The organism is Acinetobacter colistiniresistens (genome assembly GCF_000413935.1).
Taxonomy (GTDB): Bacteria; Pseudomonadota; Gammaproteobacteria; order Pseudomonadales; family Moraxellaceae; genus Acinetobacter; species Acinetobacter colistiniresistens.
Genome location: NZ_KE340384.1, coordinates 102,707 through 123,696, shown reverse-complemented (window position 1 = coordinate 123,696; position 20,990 = coordinate 102,707). Strand labels below are relative to the sequence as shown.

The following is a 20,990-nucleotide window of genomic DNA, read 5'->3' as shown; positions in this document are numbered from 1 at the left end:
TAATTCACATAGAAAGAACAGAAAAGGACAATCTTATGAGCAGTAATGAAACAACAACAGGCTTCAAACCAAAAAAATCAGTTGCCCTCAGCGGACAAGTGGCAGGCAACACCGCACTCTGTACCGTAGGCCGCAGCGGCAATGACTTACACTATCGTGGCTATGACATTCTTGACCTTGCAGTCGGCAGCCAGTTTGAAGAAGTGGCACACCTTCTTGTACACGGAAAATTACCAAATAAAGCCGAACTCAAAGCCTATAAAGCAAAATTAAAAGCACTGCGTGGCTTACCTGCTGCATTGAAAACTGCGCTTGAGCAACTGCCGCCGTCTGCACACCCAATGGATGTGATGCGTACGGGTGTATCTGTGCTCGGTTGCTTAACCCCAGAACATGAAGACCACAACGAAGCAGGCGCAAAAGACATTGCTGATAAATTAATGGCAAGTTTGGGCTCAATGTTGTTGTACTGGTACCACTTCAGCAACAATGGTCGTCGTATTGAAGTTGAAACCAATGATGACTCGATTGCTGCGCATTTCTTGCATCTATTGCATGGTGAAGCACCATCGGAAGAGTGGATTCAAGCCATGCACACCTCATTGATTCTGTATGCAGAGCATGAGTTCAATGCCTCAACCTTTACCTCTCGTGTGGTAGCAGGGACAGGTTCAGACATGTACTCAGCAATCACAGGTGGTATCAGTGCATTACGTGGCCCTAAACACGGTGGCGCCAATGAAGTGGCGTTCGTGATTCAACAGCGTTACGACAATGCAGATGAAGCAGAAGCAGATATCCGTAGCCGCGTTGAGAAAAAAGAAGTGGTGATCGGTTTTGGTCACCCAGTTTATACCGTTTCTGATCCACGTAACGAAGTGATCAAGCAAGTGGCGCGTGAACTTGCTGAAGCACAAGAAAATACCAAGATGTATTTGATCGCTGAACGTTTAGAAGCGGTGATGAAAGAAGTGAAGAACATGTTCCCGAACCTCGACTGGTTCAGTGCAGTGAGCTATCACTTGATGGGTGTGCCAACGGCAATGTTTACCCCATTATTTGTGATTGCTCGTACTGCGGGCTGGTCTGCACACGTGATTGAACAACGTCAAGACGGCAAAATCATTCGTCCAAGCGCCAACTATACTGGCCCTGAAAATCTTGAATTCAAACCATTGGCGGAGCGTGGTTAATGAACACAAAATATCGTAAACCGCTGGCGGGTACCCAGCTCGAATACTATGACGTGCGTCAAGCCGTTGAAGATATTCAGCCAGGCGCATATGCGACTTTGCCGTACACCTCGAAAGTGTTGGCTGAACAGCTGGTGCGTAAAGCTGATGCCGAGAATTTAAAGGCCTATTTAACCCAGTTGATCGAACGCCGTCAGGATCTCGATTTTCCATGGTATCCAGCACGTGTGGTCTGTCACGACATTTTAGGCCAAACCGCATTGGTTGATCTTGCTGGTTTGCGTGATGCGATTGCCGATAAAGGCGGTGATCCTTCTAAAGTGAATCCTGTGGTGCCAACTCAGTTGATCGTGGATCACTCTTTGGCAGTTGAATTCGGTGGCTTTGACCCAGACGCGTTTGAGAAAAACCGTGCAATCGAAGACCGTCGTAATGAAGACCGTTTCCACTTTATTGAGTGGACTAAAACCGCTTTTAAAAATGTCGATGTGATCCCTGCGGGTAACGGCATTATGCATCAGATCAACTTGGAGAAAATGTCTCCAGTGATTCAAAACCGTGATGGCTTGGCATTCCCGGATACTTGTGTCGGTACCGATTCACATACCCCACATACCGATGCGCTTGGGGTAATTTCAGTCGGTGTCGGTGGTTTGGAAGCTGAAAACGTGATGCTCGGTCGCGCGTCTTGGATGCGTCTGCCAGATATCATTGGGGTTGAGTTTGTCGGTCAGCGTCAAGCAGGCATTACTGCAACCGATATCGTGTTGGCATTAACCGAGTTCTTACGTAAAGAGCGTGTCGTCGGTGCTTACCTCGAGTTCTTCGGTGAAGGTGCTGATAGCATGTCTGTGGGCGACCGTGCCACCATTTCAAATATGACCCCAGAATATGGCGCAACTGCGGCAATGTTCTATATCGACCAGAACACCATCGACTATTTACGTCTGACCGGTCGTGAAGATGCACAAGTGGCTTTGGTTGAGCAATATGCCAAAGAAATTGGTCTTTGGGCATCGGATATGACCCAAGCACAATACCCACGTGTACTTCGTTTTGATCTTTCAGCGGTGACTCGCAACATTGCAGGGCCATCAAACCCGCATGCACGTGTTTCTACGGCTGATTTGAAAGAAAAAGGCATTGCAGGGAATTTAGAGCTTGCCAAGGCACAAGAAGCAGAAGGTTTAATTCCTGATGGTGCCGTGATTATTGCTGCAATTACCTCATGTACTAATACTTCTAACCCACGTAACACGGTTGCTGCTGGTTTATTGGCACGTAAAGCCAATGAGCTGGGCTTGGTACGTAAACCTTGGGTGAAATCATCATTTGCACCGGGTTCAAAAGCAGCTGCGCTGTATCTTGAAGAAGCAGGCGTGTTGGGTGATCTTGAGAAACTTGGTTTTGGTATTGTCGCCTATGCATGTACTACTTGTAATGGCATGTCAGGCGCACTTGATCCCGTGATTCAACAAGAAATCATCGATCGTGATTTGTATGCGACGGCCGTGCTTTCGGGTAACCGTAACTTCGATGGTCGTATCCATCCATACGCAAAACAAGCGTTCTTGGCATCTCCGCCACTTGTGGTGGCGTATGCGATTGCAGGAACCATTCGCTTTGACATCGAAACAGATTCGCTTGGAAACGACAAAGACGGCAATCCAATTTACCTGAAAGATATCTGGCCTTCGGATGCTGAAATTGATGCGCTGGTGAAAGAAGCCGTGAAGCCTGAACAGTTCCGTAAAGTCTACATTCCAATGTTTGATCTGGGTGTGACAGTAGAGGCTGAAAGCCCGCTATATGACTGGCGTCCGCAGAGTACTTACATCCGCCGTCCTCCATATTGGGAAGGGGCATTGGCCGCACCACGTACTTTAGCCAATATGCGTCCATTGGCGATCTTGGGTGATAACATCACCACCGACCACTTGTCACCATCCAATGCAATCTTGATGGATTCGGCTGCGGGTGAATACCTGCACAAAATGGGTGTGCCTGAGGAGGACTTCAACTCATACGCAACCCATCGTGGTGACCATTTAACAGCACAACGTGCCACATTTGCCAACCCGAAACTGTTTAATGAAATGGTGGTTCGTTCAGACGGCACCATTAAGCAAGGTTCGAAAGCACGTGTCGAGCCAGAAGGTGAAGTGATGCGTATGTGGGAAGCGATTGAAACCTACATGAACCGTAAGCAACCGTTGATCATTGTGGCGGGTGCGGATTATGGTCAGGGTTCAAGTCGTGACTGGGCAGCGAAAGGTGTTCGTCTTGCAGGTGTGGAAGCAATTGTTGCCGAAGGTTTTGAGCGTATTCACCGTACTAACTTAGTGGGTATGGGCGTTTTACCGCTTGAGTTTAAAGCTGGTGTGAACCGTAAGACCTTAAAGCTGGATGGTACTGAGCTATATAGTGTGATTGGTAATATTGCGCCTCGTTCGATGTTAACGTTAGTGATTGAGCGTGCCACAGCGGATGGTAAGGAAGAGATTGTTGAAGTACCTGTGACTTGCCGTTTAGATACAGAAGAAGAAGTTTCTGTATATGAAGCGGGTGGGGTATTACAGCGTTTTGCACAAGACTTTTTAGAAGGGCAAGTGGCTTAATACTTTGATCTGAAAGTGATTGATACTGCGATGAAAAGACTCTACTTCGTGTAGGGTCTTTTATTTTTTATAAGAGGAGAATACTTGGGGTTGAAGTGAAGGATTATAGTGTTAGTCAGTATTGTGCTTTTATTTTAATTAAATTTTGTTGGTAAAATGATCAAATAGTATCTATCATAAGGTATGTATCAAAACGGTTGGAGTAGCGACAATGTCTACCGCAAAAGTTTTTATGACCGGGCGCAGCCAAGCGATTCGTTTACCTAAAGAATTTCGGTTTGAAGGTACAGAAGTTGAAATATTTCGCCGTGGTGATGAAGTGATCCTACGTGAAAAGCCAATTACCGCGGAACACTTATTCAATGTATTGGCACAAATGCCAGATGATTTTTATGCAGAAGAAAGAGTGGATCAACCACCACAAGAACGAGAAGAATTCTAATGCAGACACAATATTTATTGGATACCAATATTTGTATCTATATCAGCAAACATCAGCCTGAAAATGTCCGTCAGCATTTTGAAAAACATCTTCCCAATCGAAATATTTTAATCTCGGTGATTACTTTGGGGGAGCTACGTTTTGGCGCTGAAAAAAGTCAAAGCAGAGAAAAAGCGTTAAAAGTAATTGATGAGTTTACCTCAATGATTCAAGTCGCCGAATTAGATGAAGATGTTGCGGATCATTATGCACAAATACGTCAAGCGCTTTCTTCTAGAGGTCAGATCATTGGATCTAATGATTTATGGTTGGCAGCGCATGCCAGAGCAAATAATTGGGTAATGGTCACCAATAATGAAAAAGAGTTTTTACGTGTTGATGGATTGCGTGTGGAGAATTGGGTATCGGATTCTTTGTAACTCGGTTAAATTTTAAATAACCAGCATTCTTCACCTTTCCGACACCACCACTCGTCGGAAAGGTCAATAAATAATCAAAACTATCACGCTATAGTATATATACCATTTCTAAAATCTATGGAGAACAAAGATGGTCACTGCTGGCGAAAAACCTGGAACAGGCTTCTATTTTTGTGTTCAATGCGGACACCGCACCTATTTAGAAATTGGTACTGATCGTTTACCTCCGTGTACCAAATGCCTTGGCAATCAATTCAACAGTAAGAATGCCTAAGCCGCAAAATACCAAATAGTTACCCACTGTTTGAATAAAAGCCCTATCCCTTGATAGGGCTTTTTGTTACCTTAAAAATAAGATGTAAATAACAAGACCTGTCATAGGCATAGAAAGGAAATCCATGATGGAAACAATTTTAGGACTGTGTATTGGCGTGGGCCTAAGTGCAGCCTGTGGTTTTCGTGTCTTTGTGCCGCTCTTGGCCATGAGTATTGCCACCTTAATGGGTTGGTATCAACCTACCCAAGGCTTTGAATGGCTGGCACTTCCATCGGTCTGTATGGCATTGGGTTTTGCGACCATTTGTGAAATTGCAGCTTACTATGTGCCGTGGGTGGATAACCTGTTAGATAGCATTGCCACATCAGCGGCTGTGGTGGCAGGTACACTGACCACAATGGCAGTCAGTAGTGGTGAAATGTCCCAGTTTGCCACTTGGGCTGCCGCGCTAATCGTTGGTGGTGGAACAGCAGGCGTAGTACAAATGAGCACGGTTGCGGCACGTGGGGTTTCGACGGCAACTACAGGTGGGTTGGGTAATTTTGTGATCTCGACAGGTGAGTTGATAGGCTCAATTGTGTTATCGATTCTGGCCTTTATCATGCCTGTGCTGATTGCGGTCTTGGTGATCGTTTTTATTATCGTTGCTGCACGCTGGATTCGTGCAAAAAAACAAGAGAAACTCAGCCATTCCTCATAAAAACAAGAACACCGTTAATAACTTGAATGGAGCGATATAAAAGATGATAAAGACTCAAATACTTGCAACATTATTAGCATTCTCAAGCCTATCTGCACTGCCGCAAGTCAGCTTTGCCCAAGAGCCACCCACAGCAGAAGAGCTTCAATTAAGCAAAGACAAAGTCACCTATAAAGCCTATATCCCTGCAAAATACCAACTTTTTAAAGCCATTGAAGGCGACCTGAATAAAGACGGCTTAAAGGATGTGGTGCTGATCGTCAAAGCCACTGATCCCAAAGCCTTTGTCGATCATGAATATTATGGACAGTTAGATCGTAACCGCCGTGGCGTCATTGTTTTACTCAATGAAAAAGGCAAATACATACCTATTGTCAGTAACCTCAGCTGTTTTAGCTCTGAAAATGAAGATGGCGGCGTCTATTTTCCACCTGAGCTATGGATGGAAATTAAAAATAACCTACTCAGTATTTATTATTCACATGGACGTTATGGCTATTGGCGTTATCTGTTTCGGTTAGACGGTAATGATCTGCGTCTGATTGGCTATGATGATTCAAGCAATCATGGGCCTCTCATTCAAAGCCAAACCAGTATTAATTTTTTAACAGGCAAAAAAGTTTTTCGTGAAAATTTAAGCCAAGACCCAGAACAAGATCCAAGCTTTAAAGAAACATGGAGCAAAATCAATCAGGCACCGATCTATCTGTCCAAAGTAAAGGACTTTGATGATTTAAATTTTTAAGAGCGGGTGATTATTTTGATGATTGCTGCCATGCACTGGCACCGCTCAAACTGCCAAGAGAAAGAGATTGATTTGCGCTAAGTATTTTAAGTTTCAGATCATAAAAACCGCTTAAAATAACAACAATAGCCAATGGAGGGAAACCGTCATGAATGCTTTCCAACTCACACAATTTTTTCTTTACATGACGATCTTGAATTATATCGTTTTAATCCTTTGGTTATTGGCCTTTGTCTTTGCAAAAGACTCGATTAAACGCCTACATAGACACTGGTTCAGCTTATCTGAGCAGCAGTTTGATGCAATTCACTATGGTGGGATGGCGATCTATAAAATTGCTATTTTATTATTCGGTCTCGTGCCTTATCTTGCTTTAAAGCTGCTCTAACAGACGATCTTTTTTCGGTTTAAGCTTACAAAAGCATCACGGGCAACTCGATGCCGCAGGATAAAATTGAATAACAATAACCAGATAAATGAATAAATCTCACAAAGAGAGGATAGAGCATGAATGGGAAAACAGAGTGTCAAAACTGTATTGTTTGTAAAAAAAGCTTTTCTATTAAAAGCTTGATTCCACTTGGAACGCTACGTCGGGTCATTACAGAAGAAATTGAACAAGATTTTCCAGAATGTGGGGCACAGGATTATATTTGCCTGCCAGATTTGACCAAGTATCGAATGCAATATGTACATTCACTATTAAACTCAGAACAAGGTGAAGTTTCAAATCTAGAAAATGATGTATTACAGAGCATGCAACATCATGATTTAATTAATAAGAATATAGAAACTAAATTTGACCAAGACTGGACCTTGGGAGAGCGACTGGCAGATAAAATCGCATCATTTGGTGGGAGTTGGACATTTCTGATTTGTTTTGCCGCTTTTCTGGCGATTTGGATCTTGGTCAATACCGTGGTCATGGTGAAACATCCTGCGGACCCTTATCCCTTTATTCTGTTGAACCTGATTTTGTCCTGTTTGGCTGCAGTACAGGCCCCTATTATTATGATGAGCCAAAACCGTCAGGAAGCTAAAGACCGTTTACGCTCAGAAAATGACTATAAGGTGAATCTCAAAGCAGAGCTGGAAATCCATAATTTACATGAAAAAATGGATCATCTGCTGATGCATCAATGGGATAGACTGGCAAAAATTCAGGAAATACAGCTCGACCTACTGACTGAAATGAGCAAGAAGAAACAATAGATGATGGATTGAATCAACACAGGCTAGTGTTGCATTGCTTGTGAAAAAGATGCACTAGAACTTAAGATTTGAAGATGACCATCGAAAAAATAAGCAGAACAGCGTAAATTAGCGGCACTTATAATATTGCGCTCAAGCTTATGATGATGACTTGGATTCTGTTCACGCTCATGGCTGCATTTATGCAGGCTTGGCGCAATGCTTTTCAAAAACAGCTCAGTACAACGGTGGATGTCTATGGCACCACACTGGCGCGCTTTATCTTTTCACCGATCTTTGCCTTTAGCTATTTGGCCTTTCTCTATTGGCATCAGCCTGTCACAACATCGGTGCATTTTACCGATAAATTCTGGCTGTATATTGTGATTGCAGGCATTAGCCAGATCTATGCCACTGCCTTGATGGTGAAACTGTTTCAGCAAAAGAACTATGCCATCGGTGTCGGACTTGCCAAAAGTGAAGCGATCTTGGCAGCCTTGGTCGCTGTTTTGTTCTTGCAAGAACATCTCAGTGCGTGGGGTTGGGTCGGCGTGGTGATGGGTGCATTTGCGGTATTTTTACTGAGTAAAGGAAAACAGCAGTCTGATCTGTCCTTGAAAACCTTGATGATTGGACTGGGTAGTGGGCTGTGTTTTGCCATTACTTCTCTATTGGTGCGTGAAGCCAGTCTAGAACTGAGCGTATTGCCATTCTTGCACCGCGCTGCTTGGGTACTGTGCAGTTTGATCAGCTTTCAATGTATTGTACTGTTGATCTATCTCGGATTTTTTAGCCGACCGACGCTGTATAAAATGTGGCAGCGCATGGGTTTAACTTTAAGAGTCAGTATCTGTAGCTTTTTGGCTTCAGTCGGCTGGTTTAGTGCCATGAGTATGCAGACCGTGGCAATTGTCAAAACGCTGGGTCAGGTGGAGATTCTATTTAGTTTGTTGATTTCAGCTTTTTTCTTTAAAGAAAAACTCGCCAAGACCGATCACTTAGGTCTGTGGCTGGTGATTGTGGCGGCCATTATGGTGATTTGGGCCTAAACTAGAAGCTGTATTTGAAAAAATACACATGTAAATTTGAATTTATCGGAATATAAATCGTCATTTTTTATTGGATATGGAAAATATTTCAACTTTTAGCAATCGGTGTGCAAAATTATTTCATTGATAATCGAAAATAGCTGTTTTTAGGAAAACAATCCCGCCGTGATCTGCCTAAACTATGTCTCAAGGGTGTGAAAGGGATCGAAAAGAGTAGCATGCACCGACGCTTATAAAGCAAGTGTGTACGAACCCAAAAGGTCTCGATTCGGCTTAGGACGCTATAGATCAAAAGTTTATAGGCAAAGGTTATGGCTTACAAAGTCATAGGTGTTGAAGTAAACAACCTCTGTTTTCCCTTGATACCCTAAAAATTTAAGTAAATAGAAAAGAATAATCAGACCTAAATAATAAAAACTGTATCAATAAAATAAAAAATGAATGTGAAATGAATCCTGAAATCCTGCCATTGTGAATATAGGTCGATATTTTTATATTAAAAAACAAAATGATATAATTACTTCGTATTTAAAAATTAAAAAAAATGACAGTAATAGGTCACAGCATGATGAATCAGTTCGAGCTTAAAATCCGCTATCCGCATCAAATGAATCACAATGAAATCGATCATGTGGGCAGATTCGATTTGGCAACTATTTTAACCAAATTTGACGAGATGACGTGGCGTCAGCAGTTGGTGCGTCAATTGCAACTCAATGGTGTAGATACCCATTTTATTGTGACAGATCACCGTACTGAACAGACCTGTGTGATTACTCTGGATGCCTATGCCAAATCACAACAGCTTGAATTTAAATTGGACAGTGATATTCCCACCATCATTGCGAAAAAAGATCTGTTTGGTTTGCTGACACGTAAAAGTAAAGAGCATATTTCATTTAAACAACTGAGTCTTGCACGAGTTAAAGATTATCTGATTGCTTTTTTAAATCAGGATATTGCAACACTGGAACAGCATTATCAACAAGGTCTGAGCAAGGGGTAAAGACAGCCTCTTGATTGTGCGGGTATCGCATTGAAATGAGATGTTGCGAAAGCCAATGACACTACTATAATCGTTCCCCATCCAGAACCTGATTCAATGTATGCTGCACTCATGCCTTTAAATGACAACTTTGTTTATGCACCCCCGCAAACACCCCTTGAGATCGCCTATGAAGATGAAGATTTGCTGGTGATCAATAAGCCCGCAGGTTTATTGTCGGTGATGGGGCGTTTACCAGAACATCAGGACAGTGCTTATTTACGGGTTTTGGAACAGTATCCTGCGGCCAAAGTCACGCATCGACTGGATATGGCAACCTCAGGCCTGTTGATGTTTGCCAAACATCGCGATGCGGAAGTGGCGATCAGTAAAATGTTTCAGGCACGGACTGTCAAAAAATATTATCAAGCACTGGTGCAGGGTCAGATTCAGACAGAAGGCTGCGTGGAAGTGCCCTTGATTACGGATTGGGAAAACCGTCCGCGTCAGATGGTGCATTTTGAATTGGGCAAGCCCGCCAAAACGCTATTTCAGTGTATGGCATATGATGCAGCAACTGACCAGAGCCGCGTGCGTTTAGAGCCGGTGACAGGACGTTCTCATCAATTACGGGTACATATGATGCATATCGGTCATCCGATCATGGGCGATAAGCTTTATCATCCAGAACCCGCCAAGTTCCATTTAACACGTATGGCGCTGCATGCGGCTTATCTGGCCTTCAAGCATCCGTTAAAATTGCATGATGTTGAAATTCATTCTCAGGTAAAGTTCTAAATCGAACCATCAATAGGCAAGTCCATGTATGCACCTCAACAAGCTGAATGGTCAACACTCTCCGAGATACAGCAACTACAACTCAAGGCACTTTTATTAGATGCCGATCCAAGCTGGGAGCAGGTGTCGCGCTATCTGTTCCAGTCAAAGCTCTTTATCATGTTAAATGATCAGGCACACATAATTGCCCAGCTCTGTTTATGGCAAAGTGATGATGAGCAAGCTGAAATTAAAAATCTGGCTGTAGATCCACACTATCAAGGGCAGGGCTTAGCCAAAGTATTGATTCAGCAGGTCATTGAAAGCGCCAAACTGCTCAATATCCAGACCCTATGGGTGAAAACGGGCAACTCGAGTCTGGACCAATTGGCGTTGTATCAGAAATGTGGCTTCCGTCTGTCCCATATCGAGCCAGATGTTTTTAAAGATTACCCAACACCGATGTATGAAAATGGCATTCGTTGTCTCGACCAAGTGGTACTTTCCATCGGTTTATCTTAAACAGCCGCGAGCGGATGTTTTAGCTTGATTATTTTTTGACTACAATATTGCTATTCACACGTCTAAAAACTGCAATAAAAATCGGTTACTCTATAGCCAAATACCAATTCCAAAACACAACAAAGGATATGCATATGACACGTGACTATGAGCAATTTCCAGACAACGATAATGGCAATGTACTGTGGCAGATGGTTGAAGATGGCAATGACCTGAATGAGCCACATGAGGTTGAATTTTCCATTGTTTTTGAAAAACAGGAACAAATTGAAAAATGTGCCTTACATCTTTTACATCAAGAACAGAAAATTTCCTTGTTTCAGGAAGAGCAGCACTCGGACGGGTCTGATCTGTGGGTGCTGAATATTCATGTCAATATGACGCTGGAATATGAAGACATCGCTGATCTGGAAGAATGGATGACCAAGATCGCGAAAGAGTTTAATGGCGAATATGATGGCTGGGGCTGTATGAGCTATATTTACGATGAAGATGAATAATCCATCTTGCTATTTAAAAAAGCCCGGAATTTCGGGCTTTTTTATTGTAAGGGAGGTGGCTTTAAACGCCCATATCCAGATATAACGATTCTTTCACCTCTTCCATCACCACATAACTATGCGAGGATGCAGAGGCAGGCAGTTTTTTCAGTAAATCACCTAATAGGCGGCGATAGGCGCTCATTTCTTTAAGACGGGCTTTGACCAGATAATCAAACTCACCTGAGATCAGATGGCATTCCAGCACTTCGGGGATATCGACTAAATCCCGAGCCACCTGATCAAATACATCACCCGATTTAGCTGAAAGTTTGATCTCCAAAAACACCAACAAGTTGCGATCCACATATTCTGGATTGAGACGGGCGTAATAGCCCATGATGATGCCTTCACGTTCCAAACGCTTGACCCGCTCTGAGCAAGGCGTGGTGGATAAGTTGACCCGTGACGCCAATTCACTGATGGCAATCCGGCCTTCACGTTGCAAAATGTCCAAAATCAGGCGATCAATACGGTCTAATTTACGCATCATTTATTCCCTTTTATTTTAATTTTTCCGTGACGAAAACATTAAATTACCTAGATTATAGCGATAAAATCAGTGAAAAAAACTATTGATCCAAAAATATACTAGTTAAATAACCTAGTGTGTGCTTGAGGGATCTATTATGCGCGTAATTGTTTTAGGAAGTGGCGTCATTGGTGTGGCAAGTGCCTATTATCTTGCACAACAAGGTGCGCAAGTGACGGTACTTGACCGTCAATCAGGGCCTGCCAAAGAAACCAGTTTTGGTAATGCAGGCCAAATCTCTCCAGGATATTCAACCCCGTGGGCAGCGCCGGGCATTCCATTCAAAGCCGTGAAGTGGATGTTCCAGCATCATGCGCCATTGGCGATCAATATTGATGGCAGTATGTGGCAGTTGCAGTGGATGGCACAGATGCTGAAAAACTGTAACCCACACAGCTATGCCGTGAATAAAGAACGCATGATGCGTGTGGCAGAATACAGCCGTGACTGTTTGCGTGATTTAAGAGCACAAACTGGCATCAACTACGAAAACCGCTCTAAGGGCACCTTACAAGTGTTTCGTAGCGAGGCGCAACTTGAAGCAGTACAACGTGATATTCAAGTGTTGCAAGAATGTGGCGTCGACTTCGCTTTACTCAATGCGCAAGAATTGGCCAGTGTTGAACCCGCTTTAGGGTATACCGATAAATTGGTCGGTGGCCTCCATTTACCCAATGATGAAACGGGAGATTGCTATTTATTTACCAATGCTTTGGCAAAATTGGCCCAAGATTTGGGTGTGGAATTTAAGTTCGATCAAAATGTCGAAAACCTGATTGTTGAAGGCGATGAGATCAAAGGCGTCAAGGTTAATGGTGAAATCCTCACAGCGGATCGTTATGTCTTGGCCTTTGGTAGCTATTCTCGTGATTTCTTAAAACCACTGCAACTGAATTTACCAGTTTACCCTGTGAAAGGGTATTCACTGACCATTCCGATTGTCGAGCCAAAATTTGCACCACAATCAACGGTACTGGACGAAACCTACAAAGTGGCACTGACACGTTTTGACCAACGGATTCGCGTTGGGGGCATGGCAGAACTCAGTGGTTTTAATCTAGGGTTAAAAGAAGATCGTCGTGCCACTTTAGAGATGGTGACACAGGACTTGTTCCCGGGTGGGGATTTAGCTCAAGCTTCATTCTGGACAGGCCTACGTCCAATGACCCCAGACAGCACTCCAATCATCGGTGCAACCCAGTACAAGAACCTGTTCCTGAATACGGGACACGGGACTTTAGGTTGGACCATGGCTTGTGGTTCAGGCAAATTGATCAGTGATCTGGTCATGAACCACCGTCCTGACATTAGCACGGATGGTTTGTCGATTCAACGTTATTCACACGCTGCTTAATTGCACAGACAGGGAAGTGAATTATGCCTCGTCCAATTACTGCGGTGATCCATGCCCAAGCCTTACGCCAAAATCTTGCGGTGGTAAGGCAAGCAATGCCAAACAGCAAAGTGTTTGCGGTGGTTAAAGCCAATGCTTATGGGCATGGCATTGAACGTGTTTACGAATCATTTAAAAGTGCGGATGGCTTTGCCTTGCTCGATCTGGACGAAGCAAAACGTCTGCGGGCTCTGGGTTGGACAGGCCCAATTCTATTGCTGGAAGGAATTTTCTCGGCCCAAGACCTGTTTGATTGTGCCCAATACCAACTCAGTTTTACCGTGCACAATACGCAACAGGTGGCGTGGATACAGCAGCATGCTTATCCAGCCCAGTTCGATATTTTCCTGAAAATGAACAGTGGTATGAACCGTTTAGGTTTCAAGCCGCAACAATATCGGGACATTTGGCAGCAGCTGAGCCAGTCGGACAACATTGCCAGCATCACTCATATGATGCATTTCTCCGACGCTGATGGTGACCGTTTTGGTGAAACCGGAATTGACTATCAACTGCAGCAGTTCGACGCCGCGATTGCAGGCTTGCCTGGCGAAAGATCGGTCAGTAACAGTGCTGCAATTTTAAGATATCAGACCCAATTACAATCGGACTATGTACGTGGCGGCATCATGCTGTACGGCAGTTCTCCCGATTATCCCAAACATACCATTCAGGACTGGGGCCTTGCTCCGGGCATGAGCTTGCGCAGCGAGATTATCGCCGTGCAACAGCTCGATGCGCAGGAAAGTGTCGGCTATGGTTCCAGTTATGTAGCCGAGCAACCGATCCGAATTGGCATCGTAGCCTGTGGCTATGCCGATGGTTATCAACGTATTTCAGCAACAGGAACCCCTGTTCTGGTCAATGGGATTCGGACCCAGATCATTGGACGGGTCAGCATGGATATGCTGGCGGTAGACCTCAGCCCGATCCGCGATGCCGATGTCGGCAGTGAGGTGGTGCTTTGGGGTCAGTCCAGTTCAGGCACAGTTTTAGCCATTGATGAAGTGGCAGCAGGTTCAGGCACCATCGGTTATGAACTGATGTGTGGCGTGACTGCACGTGTTTCATTTATTACTCAGGAATAAGGATTTCTTATGTCTAACTCAGATATTCAAAAGCTCAATACCAATGAAGTCATGAGCGCAGTGACGGTCTTCAATCAAGTGGTATATTTATCAGGACAAGTACCTAAAAATGCCGAACTGGATATTGAAGGGCAAACCCGTGAAGTGTTGGCAACCATTGAACAACTTTTGGCTTCAGCAGGAACCGATAAATCACGTTTATTGTCTGCGCAATTATTTTTAAAAGATCTTTCAGATTTCCCTGTGGTGAATACTATCTGGATTGACTGGTTAAAAGGTCATGTTGCGCCTTCGCGTGCCACCATTCAGGCAGACTTGGTCAATCCGAAGTGGTTGATTGAAATTGCAGTCGTTGCAGCACAAAAATAAAGCGATCCGCTTTATTTTTGTTTAAAAAAACCCCAACCTTGGCAAGAGTCACCGACATAAAATACACTAAATAACATAATTTGTATGTTAATAAACTCTATATATAACAGTTATATAGGGTTTTTATTTTGTGTGACGTAATTTAAGGTGGGATGGGGTACTTTGATTTTTGGTCACTAATTTATTGTGATAATCAACAATAATAACCAACATACATATGCTTAATCTAAGGGTATTTTACTGACTGGTATAATTTTATGATGAGAGGGGTGTTGTCTGAGGCTACGGTTCAATTAGGATTAAATCCAACTATCGCAACGCTGAATTCTGAAGAATCTCGTCGTTTCTTAATTACGTTGTAATGATGATCATGAAGATAAAATCAAAAAATACAGATTTTCGGGTAAATCCTGAGTAGAATTCGACTTTTATTTTTTTTCCAGTAAAAAAGGCATGGCTTCTCACTATGCTGCTTTGCAAGGACGTTTTATGCTCGCGCTAGATATACAACATGTTCGAATGAAACAACACGCCACTGATAAAGCACAAGCGTTGCAATGTCTAGTCGATATCTTGGTCGAAGACCAGTTGGTTACACCTGATTATATTCATGGGTTGACCGGGCGCGAACAACAAAGTGCAACGTATTTAGGGCAAGGAATTGCCATTCCGCATGGGACGCCTCAGTCTCGCCAATATATTTTAAAAACTGGTATTCGTCTGGCGCACTTTCCTGAAGGAGTTGTTTGGGACGGTGAAAATAAAATTTATTTAGCAGTAGTGATTGCTGCGAAATCAGATGAGCATTTGCAAGTCTTACAAATTTTGACGCGGGCTTTAATTAATGATGTCGCTGATCAAGTGAAACAGGCTCAATCCGCAGAGCAAATTATTGCATTATTACAAGCCCAACCTGCATCTTTGGCATTGCATGAAAATTTAATCGCCACTCAAGTTCCCGCACTTGATGTAGAAGATTTAATTTGGCACGCAACACAGTTGCTGAAACAGCAAAAAATGGTGGAGTGTGGTTTTCTGTCGGGTTTAAACCTAAACAGCATGATTCATTTAGGGGAGGGGGTCTGGTCGATCACTTCTAACCAGCATGTTTTGAGCCCAGCTGTAAGTTTGGTAAAAGCGGAACAGGTTTTGAGCCATCAGCAGGAAATGCTCAAGACTTTGGTGTGTATTGCCAGTAATGAGCAACTGGATATGCAACGGTTTCAACGGTTAATGGATATTTTGTTTGATACTGAACAAGTTCATACCCTCAACCAAGAGCAAGATAGTCACCAATTGGCGCAGTTAATTGGTGCTGAACTGATTCCTGATTGGCCATCTCGTCGTATTGTCTTAGCTAACGCTCATGGTCTACATGCGCGTCCCGCGACACACTTGGTCAATATGACCAAGAAATTTGCAGGGGATATTCTCGTTGCTGTAGATGAGGGGGCTTACGTTTCGGCAAAAAGTTTAACCAAATTATTAGCCATGGGATGCCGTCGTGGTCAAACTCTGACTTTTATTGCACAACCTGATACCGATGCTGTAGCTGGCTTAGAACAGATTATTGATGCAGTTCAACAGGGCTTAGGAGAAGAGGTTGAAGCTGTTGATCTTGTATCTCATCAGCATAGCAGTAGTGATCCTGTCGTAAATACTTTGGAATTAATGCCTTTTGAATCACATGGCGATACGGGTAGCTGCGGTATTGCGGCATCAACTGGCCTTGCTTTTGGTCCTGCACATGTGGTGAAGCCACGTGAATTTAGTTATGAACGTCGCGGGCAGAGCTTTAAAGCTGAGAATGAAAAGCTTGAAATTGCGCTTCATCAGGTGAAAAACAGCTTACGTCAATTCATTGCACATACTGAATCTACTGCCATTAAGCAGATATTCATGGCACATTTGGAAATGCTGGATGATCCAGACCTACTCCAAAGTGTACAACGCGGTTTAAAACAAGGGTTGTCTGCTGCTGCAGCTTGGCATGATCATATTGAAGTGGCTGCTACCGCACAGGCTGCACTTAGCGATCGTTTACTGGCAGAGCGTGCGGCTGATTTAAGGGATATTGGTGAGCGTGTTTTGGCTGCTTTGTGCGGTGTGGCCGATGTCACAGAACCCGAGCAACCTTATATCTTAATTATGCATGATGTTGGTCCGAGTGATGTAGCGCGTCTGAATAAAGATCGTGTTGCAGGCATTTTGACCGCGGTTGGTGGAGCGAGTGCCCATAGTGCCATTGTGGCACGTGCTCTGGCTATTCCAGCAGTCGTAGGTGCAGGTATAGCTGTTTTAAATATTGAGAACCATGCCACTGTGCTAATTAATGGGGATACTGGTGAGTATGTGGTCTCACCCGAGCAAAGTCAGATTGATCATGCCATTGCAGAGCGCCAACGCCAGCGTGAGTTACGAGAACAAGCGGAACAGCATTGTTTAGAACCCGCAATCACACTGGATCAACATCAAGTTGAAATCGCAGCCAATATTGGCAAAGTGGGCGCTACGATACAGGCTGTGGCCGATGGGGCGGAAGCAATTGGTTTGCTACGCACAGAATTGGTCTTTATGTCACACAGCAGTGCGCCTGATGAGGCTACACAGGAAGCTGATTATCGGGTGGTGTTAGATGCTTTAGCGGGTCGTCCATTGGTGGTACGTACACTTGATGTGGGCGGGGACAAACCTTTACCGTATTTGCCTATTGAAAAGGAAGAAAATCCATTCTTGGGCTTACGTGGTATTCGTCTGACTTTACTTAAGCCAGAGTTGTTACGTCAGCAATTGGTTGCTTTACTTAAAGCAGCGGATAATCGCCCATTAAGAATTATGTTTCCGATGATTGGGCGGGTTGAAGAATGGCGAGCAGCAAAAGCAATATTAGATGAGGTTCGCATACAGCATCCATGTGAAAACTTACAAGTCGGTATTATGATTGAGGTTCCTTCGGCAGCATTGTTGGCTCCAATTCTTGCTCAAGAAGTTGATTTTTTTAGTATTGGAACCAATGACTTGACTCAATATACTCTGGCGATTGACCGTGGTCATCCACTATTGTCTGCTGAAGCTGATGGCTTACATCCAAGTATTTTGCTATTGATTGATCAAACGGTTCGGGCAGCACATCAGCATGGTAAATGGGTGGGCATTTGTGGTGAATTGGCTGCTGATCCAAAAGCTGTGCCTGTATTGATAGGCTTGGGCGTGGATGAGTTGAGTATGTCGAGTACCAGTATTCCATTGGTGAAGGCGCAAATTCGTGGTTTGAACTATATAAATTGCCAACAGGTCGCACAGCAAGCCTTAAGTTGTGACAGTGCGTCTGCCGTACGTTCATTGGTGGAGTAATTACCGAATGGCTAAGATATTAAGCATTACTCTGAATCCTGCAATTGACCTCACCGTGCAATTGGATCAACTAAAAGTTGGCGAGGTCAATCGTCAGTTAACAGCTCAAAGCCATGCAGCAGGTAAGGGCTTAAACGTGGCACAGGTCCTTAAGGATTTGGGACATGAACTGATTGTGAGTGGCTTTTTGGGGCAAAAAAACCGTCAAATTTTTGACCATCATATACAGCAAGAGCAATTTGATAACCAATTTATTTATGTTGCAGGTCAAACACGACAAAACATTAAAGTTGCAGAAGCTTCTGGTCAGATGACTGACATCAATGGCAAGGGCTTTTTTGTAGATACCTCAGCAAAACAACAACTATGTGAACGTCTATCTCAACTGATTTTAGAGGTTGATGTGATTGTGATTGCTGGCAGTTTGCCACAAGGTTTTTCTGCAGAAGAGCTTTCGACACTGATTCTATGGTTACAGTCTGCTGGAAAAAAAGTCGCAGTAGATACCAGTGGTGTTGCGTTGAAAGCAGCAATTGCTGCGCATCCTTGGTTGATCAAGCCGAATACAGATGAGTTGACGGAAACCTACCATTTGCCAGCAGAAACGTTTGCAGAACAGCAGCATCTTTTTGCCAGTTTAAATAGTCAGATCGAACATATTGTGGTCTCGATGGGTGAAAACGGAGTGAACTGGCTTCACCACACGCAACCCCTGCATGCTACTGCACCGAAAGTCACCGTCCAAAGTACGGTGGGTGCGGGAGATTCCTTGCTGGCAGGTATGATTCATGGCTTGTTGAGTTCAACTTCCCCAGAAGAAACATTGAAAACAGCAACCGCAATTGCGAGCAACGCTGTGACCCAAATTGGGTTTGCCCTTCCAGACTTTGCTGTTATTGAAGATTTGAAATCGCAAATCTCAGTCCAATCATTGAGTTAATACGATGCAAGAGATAAAACATATTTTATTTGTGCCACATAGTCCCGAGCAGCCGATTAATGCAGTGATTTTGGCCAAAAAACTCTCCAAAGCAGCAACAGCACTTGGTATTTCCAATGATGTGGCGACATCAGTCGAGCATCTCGATTTATCAAATGTTATTGATACGGTTGTTTTTGTTGGACAGAAGTCGGCAGATGCGGATCAACTGCGTGGCAAGGTTGTGAAAGTCATTGGTTTGAATAATGCACAACACGATGCGATCATGCTTTTGCAACAAGTTCTTGAGCATTCAGATGCTGTAGATGAACCTATTGCAGACAATGCTGAGGTTACACGGTTTGTCGCCATTACAGCATGTCCAACTGGTGTTGCGCATACGTTTATGGCGGCCGAAGCCTTACAACAAGGTGCAGTAAAGCACGGTTATCAGATTGATGTTGAAACCCAAGGATCGGTTGGGGCTAAAAATATTTTATCGGCAGAAAGTATTGCCAAAGCAGATGTGGTGATCTTAGCAACGGATATTGAGGTCAATACAGATCGCTTTGTAGGCAAACGTGTATATCGCTGCAGTACAGGATTTGCCCTTAAACAAACGGATAAGACTTTTGCAAATGCAATTGCTGAGGCCAAAGTGCTTGAAACGGGTAAGCAAACAGCCACTAAGACAGAAAATGAAAACAAAGAAAAAACTGGAATTTATAAACACCTTTTAACAGGGGTGTCTTTCATGCTGCCGATGGTGGTGGCGGGCGGTTTGATCATTGCCATCTCGTTTATGTTCGGCCTCAATCCTGTTGAAGGAAGCTTTGCCGCATCCTTAAAGCAAATAGGTGCTGCAGCATTTACTCTTATGGTACCTATGCTGGCAGGTTACATTGCTTATTCTATTGCGGATCGTCCGGGTTTAACTCCAGGTTTGATTGGCGGTTTACTTGCTACACAATTAGAGGCAGGCTTTCTCGGTGGATTAGTTGCAGGTTTTATTGCAGGTTATATTGCGTTATTTTTATCGAAACAGCTTAAACTCCCAAGTAGCCTAGAAGCATTAAAACCAATTTTGATTATTCCACTATTGGCCAGTTTAGCTGTTGGTTTAATCATGATTTATGTGGTTGGACAGCCTGTTGCACAATTGTTTGAATTACTCACACACTTCCTTGCCAATATGGGGACGACCAATGCCATGATCATGGGGGTTATCCTTGGGAGTATGATGTGTATTGATGTTGGGGGGCCAATAAATAAAGCAGCTTATGCCTTTACGGTAGGCTTACTTACGTCACAAACATACGGACCGATGGCGATTACCATGGCTGCGGGTATGGTACCACCGTTGGGTATGGCAATTGCAACTTTTCTGGCAAAGCATAAATTTGCCAAACCTGAGCAAGATGCAGGGAAGGCTGCTGTAGTTCTGGGCCTATGTTTCATCTCGGAAGGGGCTATTCCGTTTGCTGCCAAAGACCCGATTCGAGTGCTTCCATGCGCGATCGCAGGTGGTGCTGTAACTGGGGCTTTGGTTGCATTATTTAAATGTGAACTAGTCACTCCGCATGGCGGTGTAATGGTACTGATCATTCCGAATGCGATGAATTATCCATTAAAATATTTATTGGCGATTGCGATTGGAAGTGTGGTGACTGGTGTAGCTTATGCCGTGATAAAACAACGGTTAAAATAAAGCCCTTCATAGAAGCTTTGTGAAAGTTATTCAGTGCAATAAATGAATATTATGCTCAATCCTATTTTGGATCAGTTGGAGAGTCTCACTTGAATTTGTCCAGGTAATAGATCATGAGCGATATTGCTGAATAGGATTGCAACCTTACAAATCGAGCCAATGTTCACCCC

20 protein-coding genes and 3 pseudogenes are annotated in these 20,990 nt (G+C 43.7%); 21 read left to right on the top strand and 2 right to left on the bottom strand.

Going from position 1 to position 20,990, the window contains the following annotated elements; translation table 11 throughout:
• Positions 1–35: 35 nt before the first annotated feature.
• From prpC to F907_RS00355, 14 genes are all read left to right on the top strand, one after another.
• Entirely contained in the window at positions 36–1,193 is a 1,158-nt protein-coding gene (gene prpC, locus F907_RS00295; RefSeq protein ID WP_016653315.1) for a bifunctional 2-methylcitrate synthase/citrate synthase, read from the top strand.
• The gene (gene acnD, locus F907_RS00300; RefSeq protein WP_016653314.1) at positions 1,193–3,811 is read left to right on the top strand and encodes a Fe/S-dependent 2-methylisocitrate dehydratase AcnD; all 2,619 of its coding nucleotides are present in this window, start codon (positions 1,193–1,195) and stop codon (positions 3,809–3,811) included. The genes prpC and acnD overlap by 1 nt, the downstream gene beginning before the upstream one ends.
• A gap of 211 nt (positions 3,812–4,022) precedes the next feature.
• Positions 4,023–4,253 (top strand): antitoxin, encoded by a 231-nt coding sequence (locus F907_RS00305; RefSeq protein WP_016653313.1) that lies wholly within the window; start codon positions 4,023–4,025, stop codon positions 4,251–4,253.
• The gene (vapC, locus tag F907_RS00310; protein ID WP_016653312.1) at positions 4,253–4,672 is read left to right on the top strand and encodes a type II toxin-antitoxin system tRNA(fMet)-specific endonuclease VapC; all 420 of its coding nucleotides are present in this window, start codon (positions 4,253–4,255) and stop codon (positions 4,670–4,672) included. The genes F907_RS00305 and vapC overlap by 1 nt, the downstream gene beginning before the upstream one ends.
• A gap of 130 nt (positions 4,673–4,802) precedes the next feature.
• Positions 4,803–4,946, top strand: coding sequence for a zinc ribbon-containing protein (locus F907_RS18715; protein WP_004637424.1), 144 nt, complete (start codon positions 4,803–4,805; stop codon positions 4,944–4,946).
• A 127-nt stretch (positions 4,947–5,073) separates the two neighbouring features.
• Positions 5,074–5,649 carry a DUF4126 domain-containing protein gene (locus F907_RS00315; RefSeq protein WP_010589821.1) on the top strand — a complete coding sequence of 192 codons (576 nt, stop codon included), beginning with the start codon at positions 5,074–5,076 and terminating at the stop codon, positions 5,647–5,649.
• Between the two features lie 43 nt (positions 5,650–5,692).
• A complete protein-coding gene (locus F907_RS00320; protein ID WP_005240538.1) occupies positions 5,693–6,394 on the top strand; it encodes a hypothetical protein in 702 nt (233 codons plus the stop codon).
• A gap of 148 nt (positions 6,395–6,542) precedes the next feature.
• Positions 6,543–6,782, top strand: coding sequence for a DUF6868 family protein (locus F907_RS00325; protein ID WP_016653311.1), 240 nt, complete (start codon positions 6,543–6,545; stop codon positions 6,780–6,782).
• 119 nt (positions 6,783–6,901) lie between these two features.
• Positions 6,902–7,606, top strand: coding sequence for a DUF1003 domain-containing protein (locus tag F907_RS00330; RefSeq protein WP_004656662.1), 705 nt, complete (start codon positions 6,902–6,904; stop codon positions 7,604–7,606).
• 140 nt (positions 7,607–7,746) lie between these two features.
• Positions 7,747–8,634 carry a DMT family transporter gene (locus F907_RS00335; RefSeq protein ID WP_005240534.1) on the top strand — a complete coding sequence of 296 codons (888 nt, stop codon included), beginning with the start codon at positions 7,747–7,749 and terminating at the stop codon, positions 8,632–8,634.
• 568 nt (positions 8,635–9,202) lie between these two features.
• Positions 9,203–9,640: a hypothetical protein gene (locus F907_RS00340; RefSeq protein ID WP_026040145.1), complete on the top strand. Its 438-nt coding sequence runs from the start codon at positions 9,203–9,205 to the stop codon at positions 9,638–9,640.
• 111 nt (positions 9,641–9,751) lie between these two features.
• Entirely contained in the window at positions 9,752–10,417 is a 666-nt protein-coding gene (locus F907_RS00345) for a pseudouridine synthase (protein WP_026040144.1), read from the top strand.
• Between the two features lie 24 nt (positions 10,418–10,441).
• Positions 10,442–10,918: a GNAT family N-acetyltransferase gene (locus tag F907_RS00350; RefSeq protein WP_005240528.1), complete on the top strand. Its 477-nt coding sequence runs from the start codon at positions 10,442–10,444 to the stop codon at positions 10,916–10,918.
• 134 nt (positions 10,919–11,052) lie between these two features.
• The gene (locus F907_RS00355; protein ID WP_005240526.1) at positions 11,053–11,418 is read left to right on the top strand and encodes a ribonuclease E inhibitor RraB; all 366 of its coding nucleotides are present in this window, start codon (positions 11,053–11,055) and stop codon (positions 11,416–11,418) included.
• A gap of 61 nt (positions 11,419–11,479) precedes the next feature.
• On the opposite strand, the gene F907_RS00360 is transcribed toward F907_RS00355, so the two are convergent.
• Positions 11,480–11,947: an Lrp/AsnC ligand binding domain-containing protein gene (locus F907_RS00360; protein ID WP_004773316.1), complete on the bottom strand. Its 468-nt coding sequence runs from the start codon at positions 11,945–11,947 to the stop codon at positions 11,480–11,482.
• A 139-nt stretch (positions 11,948–12,086) separates the two neighbouring features.
• Here F907_RS00360 and F907_RS00365 point away from each other — a divergent pair, with 139 nt between their 5' ends.
• The 7 genes and pseudogenes from F907_RS00365 to F907_RS00390 all read left to right on the top strand — a co-directional run bounded on the left by F907_RS00365 (position 12,087) and on the right by F907_RS00390 (position 20,820).
• A complete protein-coding gene (locus tag F907_RS00365) occupies positions 12,087–13,343 on the top strand; it encodes a D-amino acid dehydrogenase (RefSeq protein WP_005240523.1) in 1,257 nt (418 codons plus the stop codon).
• Positions 13,344–13,366: 23 nt separating this feature from the next.
• Entirely contained in the window at positions 13,367–14,470 is a 1,104-nt protein-coding gene (gene alr / locus F907_RS00370) for an alanine racemase (protein ID WP_016653310.1), read from the top strand.
• Positions 14,471–14,479: 9 nt separating this feature from the next.
• A complete protein-coding gene (locus F907_RS00375) occupies positions 14,480–14,839 on the top strand; it encodes a RidA family protein (RefSeq protein WP_005240519.1) in 360 nt (119 codons plus the stop codon).
• A 489-nt stretch (positions 14,840–15,328) separates the two neighbouring features.
• Positions 15,329–16,457 (top strand): annotated as a pseudogene (fruB, locus tag F907_RS19515) (fused PTS fructose transporter subunit IIA/HPr protein); the annotation flags it as partial.
• 86 nt (positions 16,458–16,543) lie between these two features.
• Positions 16,544–18,193: pseudogene (gene ptsP, locus F907_RS19510) on the top strand (phosphoenolpyruvate--protein phosphotransferase); the annotation flags it as partial.
• Between the two features lie 7 nt (positions 18,194–18,200).
• Positions 18,201–19,133 carry a 1-phosphofructokinase gene (pfkB, locus tag F907_RS00385; protein WP_004684343.1) on the top strand — a complete coding sequence of 311 codons (933 nt, stop codon included), beginning with the start codon at positions 18,201–18,203 and terminating at the stop codon, positions 19,131–19,133.
• A 4-nt stretch (positions 19,134–19,137) separates the two neighbouring features.
• Positions 19,138–20,820 (top strand): fructose-specific PTS transporter subunit EIIC, encoded by a 1,683-nt coding sequence (locus F907_RS00390; RefSeq protein ID WP_004684344.1) that lies wholly within the window; start codon positions 19,138–19,140, stop codon positions 20,818–20,820.
• A gap of 30 nt (positions 20,821–20,850) precedes the next feature.
• Here the strand turns inward: F907_RS00390 and F907_RS19505 are convergent.
• Positions 20,851–20,981 (bottom strand): annotated as a pseudogene (locus F907_RS19505) (serine/threonine-protein kinase HipA); the annotation flags it as partial.
• Positions 20,982–20,990 lie beyond the last annotated feature (9 nt).

Bases quoted from the DNA above. Each gene is read 5' to 3' on its own strand.
- prpC (WP_016653315.1), top strand. From the start codon at position 36: ATGAGCAGTAATGAAACAACAACAGGCTTCAAACCAAAAAAATCAGTT.
- acnD (WP_016653314.1), top strand. From the start codon at position 1,193: ATGAACACAAAATATCGTAAACCGCTGGCGGGTACCCAGCTCGAATAC.
- F907_RS00305 (WP_016653313.1), top strand. From the start codon at position 4,023: ATGTCTACCGCAAAAGTTTTTATGACCGGGCGCAGCCAAGCGATTCGT.
- vapC (WP_016653312.1), top strand. From the start codon at position 4,253: ATGCAGACACAATATTTATTGGATACCAATATTTGTATCTATATCAGC.
- F907_RS18715 (WP_004637424.1), top strand. From the start codon at position 4,803: ATGGTCACTGCTGGCGAAAAACCTGGAACAGGCTTCTATTTTTGTGTT.
- F907_RS00315 (WP_010589821.1), top strand. From the start codon at position 5,074: ATGGAAACAATTTTAGGACTGTGTATTGGCGTGGGCCTAAGTGCAGCC.
- F907_RS00320 (WP_005240538.1), top strand. From the start codon at position 5,693: ATGATAAAGACTCAAATACTTGCAACATTATTAGCATTCTCAAGCCTA.
- F907_RS00325 (WP_016653311.1), top strand. From the start codon at position 6,543: ATGAATGCTTTCCAACTCACACAATTTTTTCTTTACATGACGATCTTG.
- F907_RS00330 (WP_004656662.1), top strand. From the start codon at position 6,902: ATGAATGGGAAAACAGAGTGTCAAAACTGTATTGTTTGTAAAAAAAGC.
- F907_RS00335 (WP_005240534.1), top strand. From the start codon at position 7,747: ATGATGATGACTTGGATTCTGTTCACGCTCATGGCTGCATTTATGCAG.
- F907_RS00340 (WP_026040145.1), top strand. From the start codon at position 9,203: ATGAATCAGTTCGAGCTTAAAATCCGCTATCCGCATCAAATGAATCAC.
- F907_RS00345 (WP_026040144.1), top strand. From the start codon at position 9,752: ATGCCTTTAAATGACAACTTTGTTTATGCACCCCCGCAAACACCCCTT.
- F907_RS00350 (WP_005240528.1), top strand. From the start codon at position 10,442: ATGTATGCACCTCAACAAGCTGAATGGTCAACACTCTCCGAGATACAG.
- F907_RS00355 (WP_005240526.1), top strand. From the start codon at position 11,053: ATGACACGTGACTATGAGCAATTTCCAGACAACGATAATGGCAATGTA.
- F907_RS00360 (WP_004773316.1), bottom strand. From the start codon at position 11,947: ATGCGTAAATTAGACCGTATTGATCGCCTGATTTTGGACATTTTGCAA.
- F907_RS00365 (WP_005240523.1), top strand. From the start codon at position 12,087: ATGCGCGTAATTGTTTTAGGAAGTGGCGTCATTGGTGTGGCAAGTGCC.
- alr (WP_016653310.1), top strand. From the start codon at position 13,367: ATGCCTCGTCCAATTACTGCGGTGATCCATGCCCAAGCCTTACGCCAA.
- F907_RS00375 (WP_005240519.1), top strand. From the start codon at position 14,480: ATGTCTAACTCAGATATTCAAAAGCTCAATACCAATGAAGTCATGAGC.
- pfkB (WP_004684343.1), top strand. From the start codon at position 18,201: ATGGCTAAGATATTAAGCATTACTCTGAATCCTGCAATTGACCTCACC.
- F907_RS00390 (WP_004684344.1), top strand. From the start codon at position 19,138: ATGCAAGAGATAAAACATATTTTATTTGTGCCACATAGTCCCGAGCAG.